Here is a 23,002-nt window from a genome sequence, read left to right on the forward strand (position 1 = left end):
TCCGTCCTCTCTGGGTGACGGACTCTACCTAGCTTCGGCTGGTACGGCTCAGTGGGGGCAGGTCACACTTACGCAGCCTACCGAGAACAAGCCTGTCTGATGAGAATTGATTGCAAGCGCCAGATCAAGCAAGGCCGAGTCTTTAGCTAGCTCAGGTATGGCGCGGAGCGCGGCCTCATCGCCTTTGACGTACTTAAAGCCATAGTTGGCGTCGCCATCCTCTCGCAGTACTCCATCACCGCCGTATGGTATGGGCTTGGCTCGATGCCTGATGCTCAAATAGTTGGAATGTCTAGTCATATTTGGTGTGATGGCTAACGATCCGTTAGGCAGTATGCCAAATGGCATCCTGAGACTCGCCTGCTCGGACTATGACGCCCGAAGTCGGCGCTCGTACCAGGGCTGGGATCGATTGACGATCCTGACCACCGACAGCATTACCGGCACCTCGATCAGCACGCCCACCACGGTGGCCAGCGCCGCACCCGATTGCACGCCGAACAAGGCGACCGCGGTGGCGACGGCGAGCTCAAAGAAGTTGCTAGCACCGATCAGCGCTGACGGCCCTGCCACGCAGTGGGCGACGCCTAGCTTACGGTTGAGCAGGTAGGCCAGGCCGGAGTTGAAATACACCTGGATCAGGATCGGCACGGCCAGAATCGCAATGATCAGCGGCTGCTCGATGATCTGCCGGCCCTGAAAGCCGAACAACAGCACCAGCGTCGCCAACAGCGCGACCAGTGACACTGGCCCTAGTCGCGCGAGCACCGCATCCAGCCTCGCCTGACCACCACTGGCAAGCAGCCAGCGGCGAAGCAGGACGGCGACCGCGACCGGCACGAGGATGTACAGCCCGACCGAGAGCGCCAGCGTGTCCCACGGCACCGTGATCGACGACAGCCCCAGCAACAGGGCCACCAGCGGCGCGAAGGCGACCACCATGATGGCGTCATTGAGCGCGACCTGGCTCAGGGTGAAGTTCGCATCGCCGCGGCACAGGTTGCTCCACACGAACACCATCGCGGTGCACGGCGCGGCCGCCAGCAGGATCAGGCCGGCCATGTAGGAGTCGACCTGGTCGGGTGGCAGCCAGTCGGCGAACACATATCGGAGGAAGAACCACCCCAGCAGGGCCATCGAGAACGGCTTGACCGCCCAGTTGACGAACAGGGTGACGCCTATGCCGCGCCAGTGTTTGCCCACCTCCCGCATGGCGCCGAAGTCGACCTTCAGCAGCATCGGGATGATCATCAGCCAGATCAGGGCAGCTACTGGCAGGTTGACCTTGGCCACCTCCATGCGGCCAAGGCTTGCGAAGGCGTCGGGCAGGAAGTGCCCCAGACCGGTGCCGACCACGATGCACAGCCCGACCCAGAGGGTCAGGTAACGTTCGAACAACCCCATGCGGGGCGCTGCCTCAGCCATCGACGGATCCCTCGTCGTCAGGTTGCACGAAGCCGATACGATCGAGCGACTCCTTCAGAGCTGCACGGTCGTCCCAGATCTCGGCCGGCAACGCCAGCAGCGCCTGCAGGCGCGCCTTGACGATGCGGTGCGCCTGGCGGAACGCCTCTCGCTTGTCCTCGTCATTGCTCTCCACCGCGGCCGGGTCGGGAAGCCCCCAGTGCGCGCGCAGGAAGTCGCCGAACACGACGGGGCAGGTTTCGGCCGCCGCCGAATCGCAGACCGTCACCACCAGATCCATCGGCGCCGCATCCGCTGTCGCGAACTCGTCCCAGGACTTGCTGCGCAGGCCGGCGGTGGCGATGCCCTCGGCCGCCAGCTGGCCCAGCGCGAAGGGATTGACCGTGCCCGTCGGCTGGCTGCCGGCACTGAAGACTTCGAAGCGATGGCCGGCCCAGGCGCGAAGCGTGGCTTCGGCCAGGACGCTGCGGGCGGAGTTGCCGGTACAGAGGAAGAGGACGCGACGCTTCACGGGGTGGGTTCCTTGATTGGGGAGGGGCTGAGGCGGCAGTCAGCAGGCGCGGGCGGTCGCCACACCAGGGCTGCAGCTCGTGTCTGAGGAGCCTGCGCAGCAGTTATGAGTCAGATAGGCGACCAGGACGTTCATGGCATCAAAGTTGGCGCGGTAACAAACGTTACGGCCCCGGCTCTCGCTGCTGATCAGGCCGGCATGCACGAGTTCCTTCAGGTGGAAGGACAGGGTGGCGCCGGGTACGGCCAACGCCTCGCCGATTTCGCCTGCCATGCGGCCGTCCGGACCGGCTTCGACCAGCAATCGGAAGATTGCAAGCCGGGTGGCGTGGCCCAGCGCCGTCAGCGCGGTGATTACCTGATTCGTTTCCATGTTTCTAGAATAATCGAATGAATATTGAACGGCAATCACCCCGAATCCAGCCCCCATCTCGAACAGAAAGCAGTGCTATGCGCGCATAGCGTCAGCGGGAGGGGCCACCCGACGCTGTTTTCTTACCGAACCCCTGCCAACCCTCTCTTCGGCTATTCGGTTGGCATCTCAGCTCCCAGTGAGCGGCACGAACGTGGGGCTAACTCTCCACACGGTCAACCACGTCATCAGAACCGAGCGCAGGCGGCCCAACGCACCGTCCATGCTCGTACTGTCCGGCAGCCCCCTGCTCGTGCAGCTTGCGGATGAAAAGGCCATCGAGCGCCACCGCCACGGCGGACGAATAGCTGCACTGTCAGCACCGACTTGGTCGTCCAGCGATTCAGAACCACACATCGCACCTCACGATCGATTGCACTCCTCCGCGCACGGCGTCAACTCTACCTGCAGTGTGACGTGGTGAACGTTGAACCGCCCCTCCAGCGTCTCGGTCAATGTGCGTCGCACCTGCTCTGCATCTACGCCGCCGTCCTGTAGCACCACGTGGGCGGTCAGGATCGGTTGCTGTGACCCCAGCGCCCATACGTGAAGGTCATGGATCTCGCGCACGCCAGGGCAGGCACGTAACGCGCCACGAATCGCTTCTAGATCTATCCCTGCCGGCACGCCTTGCATCAACACATGGCCGGCTTGGCGCAGTAACGTCCAGGTGCGCGGGAGCACCCACAGGCCGATCAGCACGGCAATGATTGGATCGACCACGGTCCAACCGGTGAAGTGAATGACGAGCGCGCCCATAATCACGCCGACCGATCCCAGCATGTCGCTCCAGACCTCCAGATAGGCACCCCGCACATTCAAGCTGGTGCCGCTACCGGCCTTGAGCAGGCGCATTGAGATCAGGTTCACCACTAGCCCGATGGTCGCAATCACCAGCATGCCTCCAGAGGCCACTTCTGGCGGCTGCCGAAAGCGACCCGCTGCCTCCCACAGGATGTAGCCGGCCACGACGAACAGCAGCCCGCCGTTGATCATCGCGCCGATGGCCTCCATGCGGGCATACCCGTAGGTACGCTTGGCATCGGGCGGGCGCCGGCTGAGCCGCACCGCAAACAATGAGATCGCCAATGCGATCACATCGGTCATCATGTGCGCCGCGTCGGACAGCAGCGCAAGGCTGTTGGTCAGCAAGCCGCCGACAACCTCGGCGATCAAGAACGATGCGGTCAAACCGAAGGCCCACCACAGTGGCTTCTCGTGCTTGATCTCGCTGGTGCCGTGATCGTGCCCTGCGCCCATCACCGTTCTCCTGCGGCTGCTTGACTCACCGGCCAGGCGTGGTCCACCGGGTGGACGAAGACGGCCCCCGAGGGGAGGCCGCCAACGTGTCCTTTTTCCCGAATCAGCCCGACGACCTGCTCTAAATGCGCGTCTTCGCAGTAGGCCTCCAGTCGAACCTCCAACTCACCCTCCGAGCCCATGTCCGCTCGTACGATGGCCGTGTCTGGTTGCACGACGCCGTGCACCCGGCTGAGCGAAAGGTGGTACAGGCCCGCCAGCTCAAGCGCACGCACAACCGGCCCGGCGTGGGAGGAATGGACGAATGCGACGATCAGTTTCATGATGGTATCCCTCAAGTGCCCACACGCTCATGGCGTGTCGTTGATCGGCATCGATTGTTCGATCGTACTGACATAGATCCAGCCCGCGTCTGCGTGGCCGGTACGCCCTACTGTCCGGAAGATTTCGACCGCCTTGGCAACGTCATCGTCTTCACAGAACAACTCCATCTGTATTTCATTGATGACCTTGTCGCCTAACTCGACCGAGTACTGCTGCTCGCGCGCACTGAGTGCGCGCAGCAGGCCCTTCACGTCGAACAGGCTCAGTCGCTGGAAACCGGCAGCCTCCAGTGCGTGGATCAGATCAGTGACCCGGTTGCGGTGCACGAACGCCTTGATCTGTTTCATGGAGTGGTCTCCTGTGCTTTGCGCTCAGCGCGGTTTTCCAGCCATTCGTACAAGACGGGCAGCAGGATCAGCGTCAGAAACGTCGAGCTGATCAGGCCGCCCACGACCACCGTCGCCAACGGGCGCTGGGTCTCGGCGCCGACGCCGCTGGACAGCAGCATCGGCACCAGGCCCAGGATCGCGACGCTGGCCGTCATCAGCACAGGGCGCAACCGTAAGGCCGTACCTTGGATCACGGCCTCACGCACTGATCGTCCCTTGTCGCGCAATTCGTTGAGGAAGCTCACCAACACGATGCCGTTGAGCATGGCCACGCCGAATACCGCAATGAAGCCGATCGCCGAGGGCACCGACAGATACTGGCCGGTGACAAACAGTGCGAGCAAGCCGCCGATGGTGGCGAACGGCACGTTGGCCAGGATCAGCGCGGCGTACTTGATCGAGTTGAACGCGGTGTAGAGCAGCACGAAGATGAAGAAGATCGTAATCGGCACGATCAACGCCAACTTCGCCAAGGCGCGTTGCTGGTTCTCGAATGCGCCGCCCCACTCGATCCAGTAACCTGCGGGCAGTGTCACCTGCTGCTTGATCGCGGCCTCAGCCTCCTTGACGAAACCGTCGACGTCTCGGCCGCGCACGTCCATCTGGATCACGGCATAGCGCTGCAGTTGCTCGCGGCGGACGAACGAGTAGCCTTCGGCCACGCTCACGTCAGCAACCTCCGACAACGGCACCAAGGCACCGGTGGCCGTGCGCAACGCGATCTTCCGCAAAGCCTCGACCGAATCGCGGGTCGCATCGCTCAACCGCACCGCGATGTCGAACCGCTTCACGCCATCGAGCAGCACGCTCACCGGCTCACCGCCCAGGCCATTGCGGACGATGGTGAGCACTTCCTCGGCATTCATGCCGTGGCGTGCCAGTTCATCCCGATCGACCTGAATGCGGATCTGCGGCTTGCCGACATTGGCCTCCAGCGACAGATCGGCCACCCCTTGCACCTTGCCGAGGACAGTCTTGAGCTGGCCGCTGATACGGTCGAGCTCCTCCAGGTCTTCGCCATAGAGCTTCAGCGCCAAGGTCGCACGCACGCCCGAGATCAATTCCTCCACGCGCATCTGGATCGGTTGGGTGTAGCCCGGCACCACGTTGGGCACGACCTTTTCCAGCGTCTCCTGCATGGCTTCTTCGAGTTGCTTGATGTTTCGGCCGGACTTCCACTCGTCCTCAGGTTTGAGGGCGGTGTAGATTTCCATGTAGTTGACGTCGGCAGTTTCGCCTTTCTCGGCGCGGCCGATCATCGCCAGCGTGGTCTCGACCTCCGGGAACTGCTCGAATGCCTTGGCAATGGTGTTGCTGGTCTTGATCGATTCGTTCAGCGAAGTCGACGGGATACCCGTGACGCGCCACATGATCGAGCCTTCCTGCAACTGCGGCATGAACTCCTTGCCCAGGAAGGGGAACAGCGCCAGACTCGCCACCAACGCGACGACGGCGCTGACCACGACCACCCGCTTGCGTGCCAGCGCCTTGTCCAACAGCGGCCGGTAGCCGCGTTTGATTTTGGCGACCAGCCACGTATCGCGCTCCGGCTTGGGCTTGAGGATCATCGAGGCCAGCACCGGGATCAGGGTCAGGCTCAGGATCAGCGATCCGGCCATTGCGAAGGCAATATTGAAAGCCATCGGCTTGAACATCTTGCCTTCGAGTCCTTCCAGCGCAAACAGCGGCAGGAACACGACGATGATGATGCCGATCGCAAACGTAATCGGATTGGCCACTTCCTTCGCCGCCGCCAGCACCGCGGAGGTCCTGTCGACCTTCTCGCCGTGCTCGAGACGCTCGGCCATGATCCGGAAGGCGTTCTCGACCATCACCACCGCGCCGTCGACCATCATGCCGATGCCGATCGCTAATCCAGCCAGCGACATCAGGTTGGCCGACAGGCCAACCTGGCCCATCCCGATGAAGGCAATCAGCATCGCCAGTGGCAACGTCACGATCACGACCAGCGCCGAGCGCAGTTCGCCCAGGAACAGGAACAGGATGATCGCCACCAGGATCGAGCCTTCGATCAACGCGCGAGTCGCCGTCCCCACCGCTTTGTTGACCAGGTCGGTGCGCTCGTAGATCGGCTTGAGCACCATCGTCTTGGGCAACGCATCGCGTACGACATCGAGTTTGCCCTTGACCGCTTCGACCACGTCCTTGGCGTTCTCGCCGATGCGCGCCAAGGCCATGCCCAGCACGACTTCCTCGCCGTCGCGGGTCACCGCACCAAAGCGCGGCGCCGGAGCTTCCACCACGGTAGCCACATCGCGCAAATACACCGGCACGCCATCCTCGGCCTTGAGCACGATCTCACCGATATCCTTGGTAGATCGCAACAGGCCCAGGCCACGAACAAGGAACTGTTCGCGCCCCACGTCCATGACGTTGCCGCCGACCTGGCCGTTGTTGGCCGGAATCGCGTTGATCACGTCGCCAAACCCCAGTCCGCGCGCATAGAGCCGCTGCGGATCGATCTGGACCTGATACTCGCGCTCACCGCCGCCCCAGGAGGAGACATCGTCCACACCAGGCGCGGTGCGCAGGATCAGGCGCACCGTCCATTCCTGCCAGGTGCGCAGGTCCATGTCGGTGACCTGATCCTTGCTGACGCCCGGAGCACGCTCGACCGTGTACCAGAACACCTGACCCAGACCGGAGGTATTGGGCCCCATGCTCGGCTTGCCATAGCCTTCGGGCAGTCGATCGCCAATCTCCTGCAGTCGCTCGTTGACCAGCTGCCGCGCGAAATAGATGTCCATGTCGTCCTCGAAATAGACGGCGACATAGGACAGGCCAAACAGGCTGACCGATCGGATTTCCTGCACTTTCGGCAGACCGGCGAGCGCCGATTCGATCGGGGTCGTCAACAGAAGTTCGATGTCCTCCGCGGCCAGGCCTGGGGACTCGGTATAGACGTTGACCTGGACGGGCGTGACGTCCGGGAAGGCGTCGATAGGCACGTTGCGTACTGCGTTGATGCCGAGGAAGGCCACCACCGCGAAGGCGATCAGCACCAGAAACTTGTAGCGCAGGGAAAGTTCGACCAGGCGATTCAGCATGGCGCACCTCCGCGTATCACGAGGGAGAGATCAATGACCATGACCCTCTCCCAGTTGCGCCTTGAGAATCTGCGACTTGACCGCAAACGCACCGGCGACCACGACGTTGTCGCCTGCCTTCAACCCTTCGCGGATGACGGTGCGATCGCCGATCACTTCACCCACGCGCACCGGCACGGGTTCGAGTGCCCCAGCGCGGTTGCGGCGAAACACCACAGTCTCGCTTTCGAGTTGCACCAATGCCTCGGTTGGGACGGCTAGCTGCATGGCGGATTTGTCGTCCGTGTTAGCCGCAGGAGCGGCCTCGAAATACACTTCGACGAAATCGCCGCCATGCAGACGGTCGCCCTCGTTCGGCACCTCGACTCGAACTGAAGCATTGCGGGTGGCTTCGGACGTGCGATGGGCGCTACGTAGCACCTTGCCGACAAGATGCTCCCCACCCACCACGATGGTTGCCGCGCTTCCGGCCTCAATGCGGGAGGCCGTGCCGGACGGCAATTTGGCATCCACCCAGACGGTCGACTCGTCCACCAGTCGGAACAGCGCCTTGCCCGGCTCAATGCGCTCGCCGACGACAAAATCGTCCTCGGTGAGGCGGCCGGCATGCGGCGCGGTCAGGGTGAATTGACCATTGACGCTGCCACTCGATGTGCCGGGCAATCCGTAGGCCTGCGCCTTGGCGCGGGCACGCTCGACTGCCACCTTGGCTTCGTTGATGCGGCGGCCGGCAACGGCCTCGCGACCCAAGGCCGAGACACGCCGCCACTCCTGTTCGGCAATGCGCAGATCGGCCTGCGCGTCGGACACCTCAACGCTGGCCAGCGTCACCAACGGCGCGCCGGCGCGCACTTCATCACCGAGCTTGGCGTGCCGGCGGACGACGAGCGATTCGACGCGGGGCGTGATCAAGGTCGTGCCATAGGCGCTGTCGACCACTTCGCCCGGTGCACGCAGTTCCTCGCTGAGCGAGGACGGCTGCAGCGTCTGCAGTTTGATACCGGCGGCTTTGAGCGCGGCCTCGTCCATCTTCACTGGCTCGGCGGCTTCGCCTTCTTCGCCTGCTTCAGCGTGCGCTTCCGCACCTTCGGCATGATCGGCTTCACTCGACTCGGCATGTTCGGCGGTAGGCGCTTGGGTCGATTCAGTCTCTGGCGTTTTCGAGCAAGCGGAAATCGCCAGCAGCAATGCCGCAGCAAGCGGCAGCATGATCAGTCGGGACGGGGTCATCAGTAGGGTTCTCATGGGGTGCCCTCCAGGCCGGCCCAGCGTTCGAGCTGGCCGGTGGCGGCAAGGTAATCAGCGTAGTGGCGCCAAAGGCGCGCTTCGAGTTCGGCACCGGCCAGTTGCGTGTCGAGGGTCTGCTTGAGCTGCAGCAGGTAGTCGGCGGTGGACAGCTCGCCCTCGCGCCAGAGTTTTTCCAACAGGTTGGCGCGCCGGTCCACATCGGTACCGCGGCTATTCTTCCATCGCTTCCAAGCCGCGAACGCCGCGGCATAGCTGTCAATCGTGCGGCGGCGGTCGGCTTCCAGTTCCAGTTGCACCCGCTGCAGATCGGCCTGCGCCACGTCCGCATCGGACTGGGCAGCAACGACTTCGGCGCGGTACGAATTGCGTACGAACAGCGGGATGGTGAGGGTGACCCCGACGACATTGTCGGTCAGGCCGCCAACGTCGTATTCCTTGCGCCCGCCGTAGGCGCCTACGGTCGGGTCTGCGATACGGTTGCGGCGCGCCACCGTGACCTCGCGTTCGGCGACGGTGGCCGCGGCCTGCGCGGCTTGCCAGTCCGGCAGAGATTCGACACCATCAACGGCGGTTTCCGGGGCCGGCAGCAGGTCGGTTGGCAGCGCCGTGCCGGCGATCCACTCGGACGTTCCGCCGACCGTGCGGAAGCGGGCTTCGGCATCGGCTTGGTCGGCCAGCAACTGCGCCTGTTCCGCCTCCGCCTCATCCCGGGCGAGCAGCGCCAGATCGCGCTCCAGGCCGGAGATGTCGTCGGCCGTGAATTGCTTCTCGGCCAGTTCGGCAAACCGGGTCACCAATGCCAACCGGCGTTCGCCGGTACGCACGCGCTGCTGCGCCGTCTGCAGATCGGCCCAACCGGCGAACCACTGCCGGGCGAAATCGCGTCGGCGCACCCGTGCTTCGGCGGTGACCTGATCGATGCGGGCGCTGGCGGCATCGCGACGGACCCGCCGTTTGCCGCTCAGGTCCAAGGTCAAGTTCAGGCCGGCGCTGTTCGTTCGTTCGGTACCTTCATCGTCGCTGGACAGCTCCAGCTCCGGGTTGTACAGCGGCTGTCCCGCGGCGGTCAGGCGGGCACGGGCGGCGGCCAACTGCGCCTCGGTCGCCCGGTAAGACGGGTGCTGCTGCCAGGCGGCTTGCAGCGCTTGACGGATGGCGGGAGGAGCGGTGCTGGCGTCAGCGGCCCAGGCAGGCGTGAGCCAAGGGCCGATCGCCAGCAAGGCGACGGCCGCACGCACGACGAAACGTCGCCGTGACGAATGGAAAACAGGCATGAATCAATCCTCTGAATCGACGGGACCTCCCACGCATGGCGAGTGGGGGCTGATGGAATGTCGATCAGACGATGGGAGGTCGAAGCTCCAGGAGCACCGGTGCACTGCGGTTGGCCGACACGGCATAGCCAAACCGTGCGTGTGGCAGGGCTGTTGCCATGGTGTGGGGCGTCACCGGGACGGCCACTGCATGGGGGCAGCTACAGTGCGTGCAGGCGCTACCCTGCGGCAACGTGCCTTGGGCCGGGTCTGCGCCATCCGTGTCCGACACAGAATTCACGATCAACTGGTGGGTGGAATCAGTCCCCAGCCCCAAAAGGGCAAAGTCGTGCTGGGCGCAGGCGGCGACTACGCCGATCTTCATCGCGAATACCAGTAGCACCAGCGCCGCCAGCCGCGCCGAAGCGCGTAGGCGGCCAAGCATGGTGCTGGGAGCGGTCGCAAGCATCGGCGCATGATACCGGCCGGCGGGGGTGTTATGAAATTGCATCAGGCAGCGCCTTCTCGGAAGGCGTCTGCGGGCGAGCGGCGGGGCCAGGGCAGCATGGCCTTACTCGGTTGCACTGCCGCGATTCCGCGCCTTCTGACGCGCCCGCCGTGCGTCACCGAGGATTTCCACAGCCTCCTTGATGACGTACAGGCCGATCAGGGTGCCGATGATGAAGTCCGGATAGGGCGAGCCTAGCCATAGCACCAGCACGCCGGCGAGAATCACGCCTATGTTGGCCACCACGTCCGCGCGGGTGAATAGCCAGGTTGCTCGCAAATGCACCTCACCGGACTTCAGCGGCGCCAGCAAGCGCAGCACGTAGACGTTCACCGCAAGCGACAACAACGCGGTGCCGATCATCCAACCACTCAGCGGCTCGGCGCCATGCAGCACGCGACGCCCCACTTCGATCAATACTCCCACACCGAGCACCAGCAGCACGCTGCCGCTCAGCCAGGCCGCATTGGCCTTGAAACGAGCGGTCCGCCCAATGGCAATCAATCCGATCGCATAGGCTGTGGCGTCGGAGAGCATGTCCAGCGCATCGGCCAGCAGGCCGGCGGACTGTGCGATCCAGCCGGTCACACCGCCAATGACCGCCATGGCCGCATTCAGTACCAGGGCAATCCACAACACCCGACGCTCAGCAACATTCTTGGCTTCGTGATGGCAGCCGCAATCACTCATGGCCTGGATCCTTGTTCTTCAACGTCGCGAAGCGCAAGACGTGGATCGGGAATCTTGCGAAGCAAGACCATCACTTTGCTGCCAGTCCTTCCACGCACCTGACAACACGTGCGCGGCCGTGTGCAGGAACAGCGCCGCGACCAGCGCGCCGATGACCAGATCCGGCCAAGCCACATCGAGCCAGGCGACCAGGCCGGCGGCCGCGATCACGCCGAGATTGTTGACCAGATCATTGCGCGAGCACAGCCAGACCGAGCGCATGTTCATGTCGTCGCTGCGGAACCGGGTGAGCAGCGCAAAACAGGCCAGGTTACCGACCAAAGCCACGGTGGCCGCGATAGCCATGACTGGAGCCAGTGGTTCGGTGCCGAACCAGGCGCGGCGACCGACCTCCACCAGCACCGCAACACCGAACAACGCCTGGATCCCACCCTTGAGGAACACGGCCTTGCTGCGTTGACGCAGCGTGCCGCCGATCACCCACAGACTCAGCCCGTAGACCAGCGCATCGCCCAGGCTGTCCAGCGAATCAGCCTGCAGCGCGCTCGAATCGCCCCACCAGCCGGCACCGAACTCGCCGGCGAACAGCAACAAGTTGATCGCCAGCACGATCCACAACACACGTCGGCGGGCGTGGTCAGTATTGGCGCTCAGCGCCGCCGCCGTGTCGTGGCAATCACATTGGCTCATGGCATCCATCTCATGATTTGGCCTCCCGTGCCAAGGCGCGTGAAGTGCGGGTATTGACGAAGAAGCCGATTGCCGCGGCGATTGCGACGGTCAGCTGCGCCAACAGCGACTGCCAGGACGGGTAGACGCCGAGCCATTCGATGCGAGGCGCGGTGACCAGCACCTGCGACACCCAGCCAGCCTCCTGCAAGGCGGCGACGCCTTTGCCGACCAGAATGACCGCCAGTACCGCGATCAGGATCGAACTGATCGAGAAAAACCGGCCGATCGGCAGGCGCTTGCTCATGCGCAGCATCCAGTACGCCACCGCGGCGAGAACCACGCTTCCGGCCACGAGGCCCGCGATAATTGCGCTGGAAGCCTGTTCGCTCCACATCGCGATGTAGAACAGGATCGTCTCGAACACCTCGCGATAGACCGCGACGAAGGCCAGCAGGAACAGGAAGATCGCCGAACGCCGCGTCAATGCCGCCGACATCTTCGCGTGCAGATACTGCTGCCAGCGCCCGGCCAGACTCTTCTGGTGCATCCAGATGCCCACACTCAGCAACACCACCGCAGCGAACAGCGCCGACACGCCTTCGGTGACCTCGCGATTGGCGCCACTGATGCCCACCAGATAGGTCGCCACCATCCAGGTTATCCCGCCGGCCAGTAGCGCGCCGATCCAGCCGGCATGCACGTAGGGCAGCACCTCGCGGCGCTCGGCCTTGCGCAGAAACGCGATCATGCCGATCACGATCAGCAGCGCTTCCAGGCCCTCGCGCACCAGAATGGTGAAGCTGCCGAGGAAGGCCGTAGTCGTGTCCGTGTACGTGTCCTGCAGCGCCGTCTCGGCGCGATCGAACAACTCGGTGATCTGCACCGCCTGCGCCGATACCTCCGCCGGTGCGGTGCCTTGGCCGATTTGGGTGCGGAACCGGGCCATGGCAGTTTCGATGTCCCGCATCAAGGCGGCATCGCGCGTGGCCAGCGTCGGCTCGACCGGCTCCACACCATCCAGATAGGCCGACAAGGCAAATGACCGGGCCTGTGCAGCGTCGCCGGTGGCATAGGCACGCTGGCTGTCGGCCAGTCGCTGCCGCGCCAGCGCGAACGGTCCGGGGTTGTCGGCAACCGATTCGTTCACCGCCTGCGGTCGCGAGCGCAGGTAGGCGATGATCGCCGAGGCCTGCTCGGCGTCTACCGAAGCGGCAAGTCCGACCTCGCTGGTGCGCGTCAAAGCTTCGAGCGTGGGAATGCGCCCGCGCAGTTCGGCATCCTTTCGCCACAACGCCTCGCCGTCAGTGCGGGCCTGCGGCGAATACGCCAAGCTGCCCACGTAGAACGCCAGCGCCCAGCGGTCGTCTTCGGGCAACGCGGCAAAGCTGGCCATCCCGGTACCCGGTACGCCCTGCGAAATCACCTCGTACAGGGCGAACGGTGTGCGCTGGGCAGCGCGGGCGGCGTCGGTGAAGGCAATTGGCGGGGGATCCAGACCCGCCGCAGCCGGACCGTCACCATGTCCGGTGGGGCCGTGGCAGACCGCGCACTGTTGGGCGTAGAGCGCGGCCGCACGGGCCGGTTCGGGCGGTGCAGCCGGCACCGCCCCAATCGGGTAGCTGGCCAGCACATCGTCAGCCAGTCCACGGGCGAGCATCGCCACTTGTGCGGGCTCGGCCTTGGCCGCCACCGCCGCCACCAGCCGATCGGCCTGCGCGACCAATGCCGGCTGCTTCGGCGCGGCAGGCAGGGCTGCCAACTGCGTTCGCACTGTGTTGGCGAACTCCTGCATTTCGGCGTATTCGCCCGGGACCACCACGCGCCCGTGCTGGATCGCGCCGGCGTAGTCCACTGCGATGTAATCGAGCATTTGCCAAGCTTGGCGCGGATTGGCTTGGCTCGGTTCAGCGGCGCTCGCAGGAAGGGATGTGGCCACCCAGGCCACCGAAGCGGCGATCAGGAGGTTGCGGATCAGAGCGGCAAGCAGGGACATGGGCGGTCACGAAAGAAGGTGCCGGTCTCTGAGTTGGCACCGGAAGGGGCGCAGCGTAAAGTCCGTAGTAGCTACAGAGTCAAGGAATGCGAATGAAAATCAGTGACGCCGCCGCTGCCAGCGGCTGCCACCTGGAAACCATCCGCTATTACGAGCGTGTCGGGCTGATGCCGCCACCGGCACGAACCGCAAGTGGCTACCGCGCCTACCGTCCGGCCGAGGTGGAGCGGCTACGCTTCATCAGCCGCGGGCGCGAACTGGGCTTCAGTCTGGAGGAAATCCGCAGCCTGCTGCGGTTGGATGATGATCCCAAAATGTCGTGCGGCGATGTCGATGCGATCGCTCGCACGCACTTGGCTGACATCCGCCAGCGGATCGACGAACTCCAGCGCATGGTCATGGAACTGGAACGTGTGATCGCCCAGTGCGCCGGCGGCGAGCGCGAGTGCTGCACCATCCTCCATGCGCTGCGGGACACGGGAATCGTCTCAAAGCGCGACGTCGCCCGGCGTCGCGTATGACGCTGGACCGGTACCTCGAAGCCGCCACGCGCGAGAATACGCGACGGAGCTATGCCTCAGCGGTGCGGCATTTCGAGGTTGAGTGGGGTGGTCATTTGCCGGCGACCGCTGACAACGTCGCCCGTTACCTGGCCGAGTACGCCGGCCAACTGGCTACCAACACACTCAAGCAACGTCTGGCGGCGTTGGCGCAGTGGCATACCGAACAGGGCTTCGTCGATCCGACCAAGGCGCCCTTGGTGCGCAAGGTGCTCAAGGGCATTCAAACCCTCCACCCCTCGGTCGAAAAGCAGGCCGAACCGCTGCAGTTGACCCGACTGGCCCAGGTGGATGATTGGCTTGGTACCGCGATTGCAGCTGCGCAGGAACGCGATGATTGCGCAGATGCACTCCGCCTTCAGCGTGATCGCGCCCTGATCCTCCTGGGCTTCTGGCGGGGCTTCCGCGGCGACGAACTGATCCGCGTGCAGGTCGAACACCTGCGCCTGGTGCCTGGTGAAGGCATGACCTGTTTCCTGTCGCGCAGCAAGGGGGATCGCCAAGCCATGGGCAATACGTACAAGGTGCCGGCGTTGTCGCGCTTGTGTCCGGTGACTGCGACTGCTGAATGGATTGCCGCGGCAGATTTGATACAGGGGCCGGTGTTCCGCGGTGTCGATCGCTGGGGCCACGTGAGCGAGACGCCGCTGCATCCGAACAGTTTGATTCCGCTGCTGCGCCGCCTGTTCATGGCCGCCGGCCTTCCCGATGCTGAGGACTACAGCAGCCATTCCCTGCGTCGCGGTTTCGCTGGATGGGCCAACGCCAACGGGTGGGATGTCAAGGCGCTGATGGAGTACGTCGGCTGGCGCGATGTGCACTCGGCCATGCGCTACCTCGATGGCGGCGACCCATTCGCCCGCCAGCGCATCGAGGCTGGCCTGCCAGCGCCGACACTTCCACCCCCGTGACCGACTAAGGACCCGCATGGCGTCGATCGAGCGGACCGCGTACCCACAATTCAAGCGCAACCCGGTCGTCCGGGAACTGGTCACGGCCTACACGCCGACCGACGCCGAATTGGCTTTCATCACCGATAGCGCCCGGCAACCCGGCCATCGGTTGACCTTGGCCGTCCTGCTCAAATCCTTCCAGCGACTGGGCTACTTCCCGGCAATTGATGAAGTGCCCGCCGCGGTCGTCCGGCACCTTCGCAATGCCTTGCGGTACCGGGTCCAGGTCAAGCCCGCCGACATCGCGCCGAACAAGCGCTACCGCTATTTCCAGCGCATCCGGACCTATCTGCAGGTTCGCGCCTATGCCGATGGTGGCCTGGACGTGGCGGCACGCGCCATCCACGAAGCCGCGGCCGTCATGGACAATCCGGCCGATCTGATCAACGTGGCGATCGGGCAGCTCGTGCGCGACCGCATCGAGCTCCCCGCGTTCTCTGCGCTGGATCGTTTGGCGCGACGGATTCGGACCCTGGTCAACAGTCGTTACTTCGCCCTCATCGACGCCCGTCTGACGGTGGACGAGAAGCAACGGCTGGACGATCTTCTGGTCGTCACCGACGTTCGCACCAAGAGCCAGCTGCAGGCCATCAAGCGCTTGCCCAAGCGCTCGTCGCTGCAGCACTTCCAGGAACTGATCGATCATATCGCCCAGTTAGGCGAGCTGGTAGGTGACGAGCAACATCTGGCCGAGGTGCCAGAACTCAAACGTAAGCACTTTGCTGCCGAGGCCCGGGCGCTGGACGCCGCCGAACTGCGCGATTTCGGCCCGGCCAAGCGACACGCGCTACTACTGTGCCTGATCCACCGCGCCCGCGTGCAAACCCGCGATGACTTGGCGGAAATGTTCATCAAACGCATGGGCAACATCCACAACCGCGGTAAAGAGGAACTGGAGCGGCTGCATGCGCGCTACCGCGAGAAGACCGAGGCCATCGTGGCCACGATGTCGGATGTGATCCAGGTGCTCGATCGCCATCCTGGCGACACCGACGCGGGACGGGAAATCCGCCGCTTGGTCCACACGCGCGGGGGCGCCCAGACCCTGCAGGCCGATTGCGAGGCCATCGCCGCCCACAGCGGTGACAACCATCTGCCGTTGCTGTGGCCATTCTATAAGAGCCACCGCGCCACCATCCTGCGCATGGTGCGCAGGCTAGACTTGGAATCCACCACCGAAGACCGTTCGTTGATGGATGCCATCGAGCTGATCCTGTCGCAGGAGCGTGCCCGCGGCGATTGGCTCGATGAACCGGTCGATCTGGCGTTCACGACCCATCTCTGGCGAAAGACCATTACCCGCCGCACCGAACAGGGAGAGGAACGCATCCATCGCCGCCTGTTCGAGGTGTGCGTGTTCTCCTCGCTGGCCAACGAACTGAAATCCGGCGACGTGGCTGTACGCGGCTCGGAAACCTACGCCGACTACCGCCAGCAGTTGCTACCTTGGGAGCAGTGCGAGCCGCTGCTGGACGACTACTGTCGCCAAGTGGGCTTGCCGGCCTCTGCGGTGGGATTCGTCAATGCGCTGCAGAGCAAGCTGATGCAGGTCGCAGACCTGACCGACCAGGGTTATCTGGAGAACGGCCAGGTGATCATCGGCGACGACGGGTTGCCGGTGCTCAAGCGCCACAAGGCCAAGGACATGAGCCGCGGTGCTCGCGCCTTGGAAACCGCGATCCTCGACCGCCTGCGTGAGCGCAGCGTCATCGAGATCCTGTGCGACGTGGCCCACTGGACCAGTTGGCCGCGGCATTTCGGACCGCTGTCGGGATCCGACACCAAGATCGACCAGCCGACCGAGCGCTACGTGCTGACGGCGTTCACCTATGGCTGCAACCTCGGCCCGGCCCAAGCCGCACGGCACCTGCGTGGCACCGCTTCCGCGCACATGCTGTCGTTCGTCAATCGCCGGCACGTCGATGCGAACAAGCTGGCAGCGGCCTGTCGCGACATCATCAACAGCTATGCCGGCCTGCAGCTCCCCAAACTCTGGGGTGACGGGAAACGTGCCGCGGCCGACGGTACCAAGTACGACCTGTACGACCAGAATCTGCTCGCGTCGTACCACATCCGTTATGGCGGCTACGGCGGCATTGCCTATCACCACGTATCCGATACCTACGTGGCGCTCTTCAGTCATTTCATCCCATGCGGTGTGTGGGAAGCGGTGTACATCATCGACGGGCTGTTGAAGAACACCTCTGATATCCAACCTGACACCGTCCACGCCGATACCCAGGGCCAATCGTTGCCGGTGTTTGGGCTGTCGCATCTACTGGGCATCCAGCTGATGCCGCGTATCCGCAATTGGCGCGACTACCGGTTCTTCCGTCCGGAGCAGGACAGCCGCTACGAGCACATCGACGCGCTCTTCCGGGAAGACGTGGACTGGGATTTGATCGAGACCCACTGGAAGGATCTGATGCAGGTGGTGCTGTCGATCAAGTCCGGCAAGATCGCGGCGTCGACACTGCTGCGCAAGCTGGGCAACTACAGCCGCAAGAATCGGCTGTACCAGACCTTTCGGGCTCTGGGTGCCGCGGTACGCACGTTGTTCCTTCTGCAATACATTTCCGACCGCGAGCTGCGCGAGCAGATCACCGCCTCCACGAACAAGGTCGAGGCCTATAACGGATTCTCCAAGTATTTCTTCTTCGGCGGAGAGGGCGTGATCGCCGATAACGATCCGCTCGAGCAGGAGAAGGCAGTCAAGTACAACGACCTGGTCGCCAACGCCGTCATCTTCCATAACGTGGTCGAACAAACCCGCATCATCAAGACGCTCATACGGGCTGGCTGGAAGATCACCCAGGAGGACGTGGCTACGCTCAGCCCCTACGTGACCAGTCACGTGAAGCGCTTCGGCGATTACCTGATCGACGTGGACGATCTTCCGGAACCGTACGAAATCGAGTTGGCCCTGATTGCTTAGCGGGATTCAGCCTGTATGGCCGCAGCAGGAACTGTGCTGCTGGATAGGCGGGCACGGCACCGTGCCGAAGGAGCAAAACACACAGCAATCGCCTGTTTTCGGGTGCAGGAGCGTGTGGCAGGCGGAGCACTCATAGAAGAACTGGCACGCCGTGGTGGGCATGGTTTCGGTCGCCTGGTGCCCGCATGCAGGGCACGTAAGCGTACTTTGCAGCCGCGTCTTAGCCACCGTTCGCGCTCACCTTGGCCGTGGCCGGAAAACCGGCGTCGGTGATGGCTTTCGCGATAGCAGCCACGTTGGTGCGCTCGGCATCGAACCCCACCGACACGGTGGCGGCTTTGGCATCAATACGCTTCGTCGTCACACCCGGTACCGCGTCCAACGCCTTTTCGATCGTGATGTTGCACGCTGGACAAGTCATGTTCTCCACCCGCAGGACTACCTGCTTGGGAGTAGCCGCCCAAGCCAGGCCCATCCATGCCGTGAGTACCAGACTGAGAAGGATCTTGTGCATGTGGGACTCCTACAGGAACCAGCCGATGTAGTAAGGGAAGAGCAGCAGCAGAACGATCAGGCCAGTGGCGAACCACAGCCAGCACCGCTGGCGTTGCAATCGCGTGGGATCGACGCAAAGGCCATCGATGTGGCAGCGTCGGGTTGGACCATAGAGCCTCCAGAACGCCCAGCCCAGGCACACCAACGTGGCCGCGCTGAACCATGGGCGCCAAGCCTCCAGTGCTGTGAGATTGGAGATCCAGGCGCCGCTGATACCCATCAGGACGAGCACCAAGGGCACAACACAGCACACGGACGCGCCAATAGCCGCGGCGGCAGCGCCTATGAGGGCAGGGAGGGAGGACTGCGCGGGGCGTAGGGCCATACCCGCATGGTAATCTCCGTACCTAAGTACGGAGTCAAGTGGATGGCTGCTGGCGCAATGACGATCAGCCGGCTGGCTGCAGCCGCCGGCGTTCATGTGGAAACAGTCCGCTACTACCAGCGGCGAGGTCTGTTGCCAGAGCCTAAGCGCCCCATGGGCAGCGTGCGGCGATACGGTCCAGACGATGTCGGCCGGCTTCAGTTCGTCCCCGGGCACAGGCGATGGGGTTCAGTCTCGACGAGATTACGGGGCTGCTGGCGGTCAAAGGTCAGCGCGCCTGCGAACAGACTCGCCACCTGACTGAACTGAAATTGGCCGAGATACGGCGGCGACTGGATGACCTACGACAATTGGAAGCCGACCTTGAGCATTTGGTGGATGAATGTCGCCATGCGGCGACAGGCGCTCCGTGCCCGACGCTCGATCTTCTAGCGCTGCCGGCGAAGAAGAAAAATGTCGGCTAAGTTATTGCATTGAAAGAACTATTTTAGGTTTGTGGGGCATTTTTACACGTATCTCGGCTGAACCCCGATGTGCGCTGCTTCGCGACCGAGGCGGGTGTGCTGCTGTTCGCGGCCAGGTTGTACCAAGGCCAGACAACGAACATGCGCACCCCCGGTGGTGGATTCGCAGCGGTGCTCACGACGCCACTGATCGGCGAGTGATCGTCGCCGGAGCAGGCTCTGGGGTTGTGCCCGGCGACTAGAGCCAGGCCAGCGCGGATTCAGCCAGTTCGCGCTCCTCATCGATCGCGACGTTCCATATGGCCGGGCCGATCCCTCCCTGGATCCTTACGGCTCCAGCGTCGTTGTCGACAGGAGCCAGCGCCAAGCCGAGCCAGCCCAAGCGCGCGACGATGCGAGCCCGCAGACCCGGCGCGCGATGGCCGATGCCGCCGGAAAAGACGACATGGTCGAGTCCGCCGATTCCCGTGGCCATGGCCGCGATCGACTGTGCAATCCGGACTGCAAACAGCTCCACGGCAAGCTGGGCCTGCGGGCGAGGATCGGCGAGCAGCACGCGCATGTCGCCGTGGCCGGCGATGCCGGCAAGGCCTGCAGTGCGGGACAGGCCGTTTTCAAGCGCCTGCGCATCCAGACGTTCTTGCCGGAGCAGGTACAGCAACGCACCGGGATCAAGATCCCCGGAGCGGGTAGGGCTCGGGATTCCACCTAGCGGAGTGAGCGCCATGGTGGTGTCGCGGCTCCGGCCGTCCTCGACGGCGCAGACGCTGCAGCCACCCCCCAGATGTGCGAAGACGGCGCGGCTCTTCAGGATTCCGGCATCGTGGCGGGCCACGATTCGCAGCGCGGAGGCGAAGGCGAGTCCGTGGAAACCGTAGCGGCGGATGCCGAGAGCATCCCATGCTTCGGGGATGGGCAGGCGCCGGCTCCAGGGTGCGAGTGACGCATGGAAGTCGGTGTCGAAGGCCCCGCCCTGGCGGGCTTGCGGCCACCGCAGGCGTGCAGCACGCGCGAAGGCGAGGGCTACAGGTTGGTGCAAGGGTGCGAACGGCACCAATGCATCCAGTTTTGCGAGCACGTTTTCGTCGAGTTCACGGGCGCCGCGCAGGTCACCGCCATGGACGATCCGATGCACCACCACTTCGGGGCCGGTCGCCGGTTCCGACAAGATTTCGAGCAGGGTGGCAAGGCGCTCCTGCGCATCCACGCCGATAGCAATCTCGGCCCGGGAGCGCTCGACGACGCGAGGCTGCGCGCCTGGTCCGTCAGAGTTCAAGAGATAGGACGCCCCCTTGAGGGTGGACGAGCCAACGTTGAGTGCCAGAAGCCGGCGCGTGGTCACAGGTGTCCCCAAACCATGTTCATGTGGACCGCACCGCCCGGCGCAACAGCTGCGCATTGATCGCCACAACGATGGTGCTCAGCGACATGAGAACCGCCCCGAGCGCAGGTTGCAGCAGAATCCCCCACGAGGCGAGAACCCCCGCGGCCAGGGGGATGGCGACGATGTTGTAGCCGGCGGCCCACCACAGGTTCTGGATCATCTTGCGATAGGTCGCCTTGCTCAATGCAATGATCGCCGGCACGTCACGCGGGTCGCTGCGCACAAGTACGACGTCGCCGGCCTCGACCGCGACGTCGGTCCCTGTGCCGATGGCGATGCCGACGTCGGACGTGAGCAGCGCCGGGGCGTCATTGACGCCGTCACCCACCATGGCGACGCGCTTGCCCTGCGCCTGCAATTCCTCGATCTTCGCCACCTTGTCCTCGGGCAATACCTCGGCGAAGACGGTATCGATGTCGAGTTCCTTTGCAACCGCGTTTGCGACCGCCGTGGAGTCACCGGTCAGCAGGACAACCTCCAGTCCGCTGGCGTGCAGGCGCTTGACCGCATCGAAGGACTCGGGACGGATGGCATCAGCGATGGCAAACACGGCGAGCACCTTGTCACCTTCCACCAGGTAGGTTGCAGACTGGCCATCGGCCGCCGCGGCTTCGGCGGCCCGCCGCAGCGTTTCCGGCGGTTCGACGGCGAGCATCCTCAAGAGCCCCGGTCCGCCAACGTGAAGTGAACGCTCCTCGACGACTGCGCGTACGCCGCGACCCGGCATGGACTCGAAGTCCTGGGACATCGGAACGTCGATGCCATGTTCCTTTGCACTGGTCATCAGTGCCTGCGCGATCGGATGTTCGGCATCGCGCTGGACGGACGCAGCCACGCGAAGCACCTCGTCGTCAGTGAATCCATCGGCGGCAGTGGTCTTCACGACGCGATGCGAGCCGAGGGTGAGCGTTCCTGTCTTGTCGAACACGACTGTGTTCAGCAGACGGGCTTCTTCGAGGCCGCGTCTATCGCGCACGAGCAGGCCGTTCCTCGCGCCAATCGTGGTCGAGATGGCTGTCACCAGTGGGATGGCCAGACCCAGCGCATGGGGGCAGGCGATCACGAGCACGGTCACGACGCGCTCGATCGTGAAGCTCCACGGTCGACCGAGGAGTGGCCAGACGATGGCGGTGATGGCGGCGGAGACGATGGCGATGATCGTGAGGTAAAACGCCGCCCGGTCCGCCAGAGCCTGGGCGCGCGAGCGCGACGTTTGCGCCTGCTCGACGAGCCGCATGATGCCCGCGAGCGCGGTCTCGTCGCCGGTTCCCGTCACCTCGATACGCAGCGAGCCCTGTCCGTTGACGGTGCCGGCGATCACCCGGTCACCCGTCGACTTGTCCATCGGCTTCGACTCACCGGTGATCATCGCTTCGTTGACGGCGCTGGTCCCTTCCTTCACTACGCCGTCGGCGGGAATGCTCGCGCCGGGCCGGATGAGCAGCAGGTCACCGAGTTTCAGGTCTGCGACAGGGACTTCCTTCGTGCCGCCGGCCTCATCCAACCGCACCGCCATGTCAGGCAGAAGCTTCGCCAGCTCCTTGAGGGCGCCCTGTGCCTGGTTGATCGAACGCATCTCGATCCAGTGGCCGAGCAACATGATCGCCACCAACGTCGCCAGCTCCCACCACAGGTCCAATCCCTCGACCACGCCGAGCGTGACCAACGCGCTGTAGAGGAAGGCGACGGTGATCGCAAGCGAGATCAGCGTCATCATTCCCGGCAGGCGATTTCTCAGCTCGTGGTATCCGCCGTGGAGGAACGGCCAGCCGCCGTAGAAGTACACGATCGTGCCGAACACCGCCGGGATGTACACCGACCCCGGGAACTGTGGGGCGGTGTAGTCGAACCAATGCTGGATCATCCCGCTCCAGATCAGGGTGGGGATGGTCAGCAGCAGCGTGAGCCAGAACTTGTCGCGGAAGCCCGCCACGCTGTGGCCAGCATGTTTGTCGTGCCCGGCATGGCCGTCGCCATCACCACCTCTGCGGGAATGCGGCGGTTGCTCGCCATGCGCCTGATGATCTTGATGATGATGGTTGTGTTGCGTCATGGGTCCGCCTTCCTGGATGCA

At 64.0% G+C, this 23,002-nt stretch carries 22 protein-coding genes and 1 pseudogene; 5 read left to right on the forward strand and 18 right to left on the reverse strand.

Features of this window, described 5'->3' with window-relative positions; genetic code table 11:
• Nucleotides 1–369 precede the first annotated feature (369 nt).
• The 13 genes from arsB to ACFOM9_RS15120 form a co-directional block, all read right to left on the reverse strand.
• Entirely contained in the window at nucleotides 370–1,404 is a 1,035-nt protein-coding gene (arsB, locus tag ACFOM9_RS15060; protein WP_291211168.1) for an ACR3 family arsenite efflux transporter, read from the reverse strand.
• A gap of 13 nt (nucleotides 1,405–1,417) precedes the next feature.
• Nucleotides 1,418–1,936 (reverse strand): arsenate reductase ArsC, encoded by a 519-nt coding sequence (locus ACFOM9_RS15065; protein ID WP_291210789.1) that lies wholly within the window; start codon nucleotides 1,934–1,936, stop codon nucleotides 1,418–1,420.
• A 39-nt stretch (nucleotides 1,937–1,975) separates the two neighbouring features.
• Entirely contained in the window at nucleotides 1,976–2,308 is a 333-nt protein-coding gene (locus ACFOM9_RS15070) for an ArsR/SmtB family transcription factor (RefSeq protein WP_291211164.1), read from the reverse strand.
• 402 nt (nucleotides 2,309–2,710) lie between these two features.
• Nucleotides 2,711–3,607 (reverse strand): cation diffusion facilitator family transporter, encoded by an 897-nt coding sequence (locus ACFOM9_RS15075; RefSeq protein WP_325138650.1) that lies wholly within the window; start codon nucleotides 3,605–3,607, stop codon nucleotides 2,711–2,713.
• Complete coding sequence (locus ACFOM9_RS15080) at nucleotides 3,607–3,930, reverse strand: P-II family nitrogen regulator (protein WP_325138648.1); 324 nt, start codon at nucleotides 3,928–3,930, stop codon at nucleotides 3,607–3,609. The genes ACFOM9_RS15075 and ACFOM9_RS15080 overlap by 1 nt, the downstream gene beginning before the upstream one ends.
• 27 nt (nucleotides 3,931–3,957) lie before the next feature.
• The gene (locus ACFOM9_RS15085) at nucleotides 3,958–4,278 is read right to left on the reverse strand and encodes a P-II family nitrogen regulator (protein ID WP_325138646.1); all 321 of its coding nucleotides are present in this window, start codon (nucleotides 4,276–4,278) and stop codon (nucleotides 3,958–3,960) included.
• Complete coding sequence (locus tag ACFOM9_RS15090; RefSeq protein ID WP_325138644.1) at nucleotides 4,275–7,388, reverse strand: efflux RND transporter permease subunit; 3,114 nt, start codon at nucleotides 7,386–7,388, stop codon at nucleotides 4,275–4,277. The genes ACFOM9_RS15085 and ACFOM9_RS15090 overlap by 4 nt, the downstream gene beginning before the upstream one ends.
• Nucleotides 7,389–7,418: 30 nt before the next feature.
• Nucleotides 7,419–8,633, reverse strand: a complete 1,215-nt coding sequence (locus ACFOM9_RS15095; RefSeq protein WP_386712718.1) for an efflux RND transporter periplasmic adaptor subunit — start codon at nucleotides 8,631–8,633, stop codon at nucleotides 7,419–7,421.
• Nucleotides 8,630–9,910 carry a TolC family protein gene (locus ACFOM9_RS15100; protein ID WP_386712721.1) on the reverse strand — a complete coding sequence of 427 codons (1,281 nt, stop codon included), beginning with the start codon at nucleotides 9,908–9,910 and terminating at the stop codon, nucleotides 8,630–8,632. Before ACFOM9_RS15100 ends, ACFOM9_RS15095 begins: the two co-directional genes overlap by 4 nt.
• 64 nt (nucleotides 9,911–9,974) lie before the next feature.
• Nucleotides 9,975–10,400 carry a hypothetical protein gene (locus ACFOM9_RS15105; protein ID WP_182684921.1) on the reverse strand — a complete coding sequence of 142 codons (426 nt, stop codon included), beginning with the start codon at nucleotides 10,398–10,400 and terminating at the stop codon, nucleotides 9,975–9,977.
• Nucleotides 10,401–10,460: 60 nt separating this feature from the next.
• Entirely contained in the window at nucleotides 10,461–11,087 is a 627-nt protein-coding gene (locus tag ACFOM9_RS15110; RefSeq protein WP_182684922.1) for a cation transporter, read from the reverse strand.
• Between the two features lie 18 nt (nucleotides 11,088–11,105).
• Complete coding sequence (locus tag ACFOM9_RS15115) at nucleotides 11,106–11,786, reverse strand: cation transporter (protein WP_386712726.1); 681 nt, start codon at nucleotides 11,784–11,786, stop codon at nucleotides 11,106–11,108.
• A 1-nt stretch (nucleotide 11,787) separates the two neighbouring features.
• Nucleotides 11,788–13,752 (reverse strand): FTR1 family protein, encoded by a 1,965-nt coding sequence (locus tag ACFOM9_RS15120; RefSeq protein ID WP_386712729.1) that lies wholly within the window; start codon nucleotides 13,750–13,752, stop codon nucleotides 11,788–11,790.
• 92 nt (nucleotides 13,753–13,844) lie between these two features.
• Between ACFOM9_RS15120 and ACFOM9_RS15125 the strand changes: the two genes are divergently transcribed.
• The 3 genes and pseudogenes from ACFOM9_RS15125 to ACFOM9_RS15135 all read left to right on the forward strand — a co-directional run bounded on the left by ACFOM9_RS15125 (nucleotide 13,845) and on the right by ACFOM9_RS15135 (nucleotide 18,200).
• Nucleotides 13,845–14,273 (forward strand): MerR family transcriptional regulator, encoded by a 429-nt coding sequence (locus ACFOM9_RS15125; protein ID WP_182684925.1) that lies wholly within the window; start codon nucleotides 13,845–13,847, stop codon nucleotides 14,271–14,273.
• Nucleotides 14,270–15,220, forward strand: a pseudogene (locus ACFOM9_RS15130) (site-specific integrase); the annotation flags it as partial. The gene ACFOM9_RS15125 and the pseudogene ACFOM9_RS15130, both read left to right, overlap by 4 nt.
• Before the next feature lie 19 nt (nucleotides 15,221–15,239).
• Entirely contained in the window at nucleotides 15,240–18,200 is a 2,961-nt protein-coding gene (locus ACFOM9_RS15135) for a Tn3 family transposase (RefSeq protein ID WP_386712733.1), read from the forward strand.
• 6 nt (nucleotides 18,201–18,206) lie between these two features.
• Here ACFOM9_RS15135 and ACFOM9_RS15140 read toward each other — a convergent pair whose 3' ends face one another.
• The 3 genes from ACFOM9_RS15140 to ACFOM9_RS15150 are packed head-to-tail and all read right to left on the reverse strand — an operon-like array spanning nucleotide 18,207 to nucleotide 19,176.
• Nucleotides 18,207–18,428 (reverse strand): GDCCVxC domain-containing (seleno)protein, encoded by a 222-nt coding sequence (locus ACFOM9_RS15140; RefSeq protein ID WP_386712736.1) that lies wholly within the window; start codon nucleotides 18,426–18,428, stop codon nucleotides 18,207–18,209.
• Complete coding sequence (locus ACFOM9_RS15145; RefSeq protein ID WP_386712739.1) at nucleotides 18,421–18,714, reverse strand: heavy-metal-associated domain-containing protein; 294 nt, start codon at nucleotides 18,712–18,714, stop codon at nucleotides 18,421–18,423. The genes ACFOM9_RS15140 and ACFOM9_RS15145 overlap by 8 nt, the downstream gene beginning before the upstream one ends.
• A 9-nt stretch (nucleotides 18,715–18,723) precedes the next feature.
• Complete coding sequence (locus ACFOM9_RS15150) at nucleotides 18,724–19,176, reverse strand: mercuric transporter MerT family protein (RefSeq protein WP_386712742.1); 453 nt, start codon at nucleotides 19,174–19,176, stop codon at nucleotides 18,724–18,726.
• Between ACFOM9_RS15150 and ACFOM9_RS15155 the strand changes: the two genes are divergently transcribed.
• Nucleotides 19,138–19,380, forward strand: coding sequence for a MerR family transcriptional regulator (locus ACFOM9_RS15155; protein ID WP_386712745.1), 243 nt, complete (start codon nucleotides 19,138–19,140; stop codon nucleotides 19,378–19,380). The genes ACFOM9_RS15150 and ACFOM9_RS15155 overlap by 39 nt on opposite strands.
• Entirely contained in the window at nucleotides 19,302–19,544 is a 243-nt protein-coding gene (locus ACFOM9_RS15160; RefSeq protein WP_386712748.1) for a MerR family DNA-binding protein, read from the forward strand. The genes ACFOM9_RS15155 and ACFOM9_RS15160 overlap by 79 nt, the downstream gene beginning before the upstream one ends.
• Nucleotides 19,545–19,782: 238 nt before the next feature.
• Here ACFOM9_RS15160 and ACFOM9_RS15165 read toward each other — a convergent pair whose 3' ends face one another.
• Complete coding sequence (locus ACFOM9_RS15165) at nucleotides 19,783–20,886, reverse strand: hypothetical protein (protein ID WP_386712751.1); 1,104 nt, start codon at nucleotides 20,884–20,886, stop codon at nucleotides 19,783–19,785.
• Between the two features lie 19 nt (nucleotides 20,887–20,905).
• Nucleotides 20,906–22,981, reverse strand: a complete 2,076-nt coding sequence (locus tag ACFOM9_RS15170) for a heavy metal translocating P-type ATPase (RefSeq protein WP_386712754.1) — start codon at nucleotides 22,979–22,981, stop codon at nucleotides 20,906–20,908.
• Nucleotides 22,982–23,002 lie beyond the last annotated feature (21 nt).

Source organism: Luteimonas notoginsengisoli (assembly GCF_042648885.1).
Taxonomy (GTDB): domain Bacteria; phylum Pseudomonadota; class Gammaproteobacteria; order Xanthomonadales; family Xanthomonadaceae; genus Luteimonas; species Luteimonas notoginsengisoli.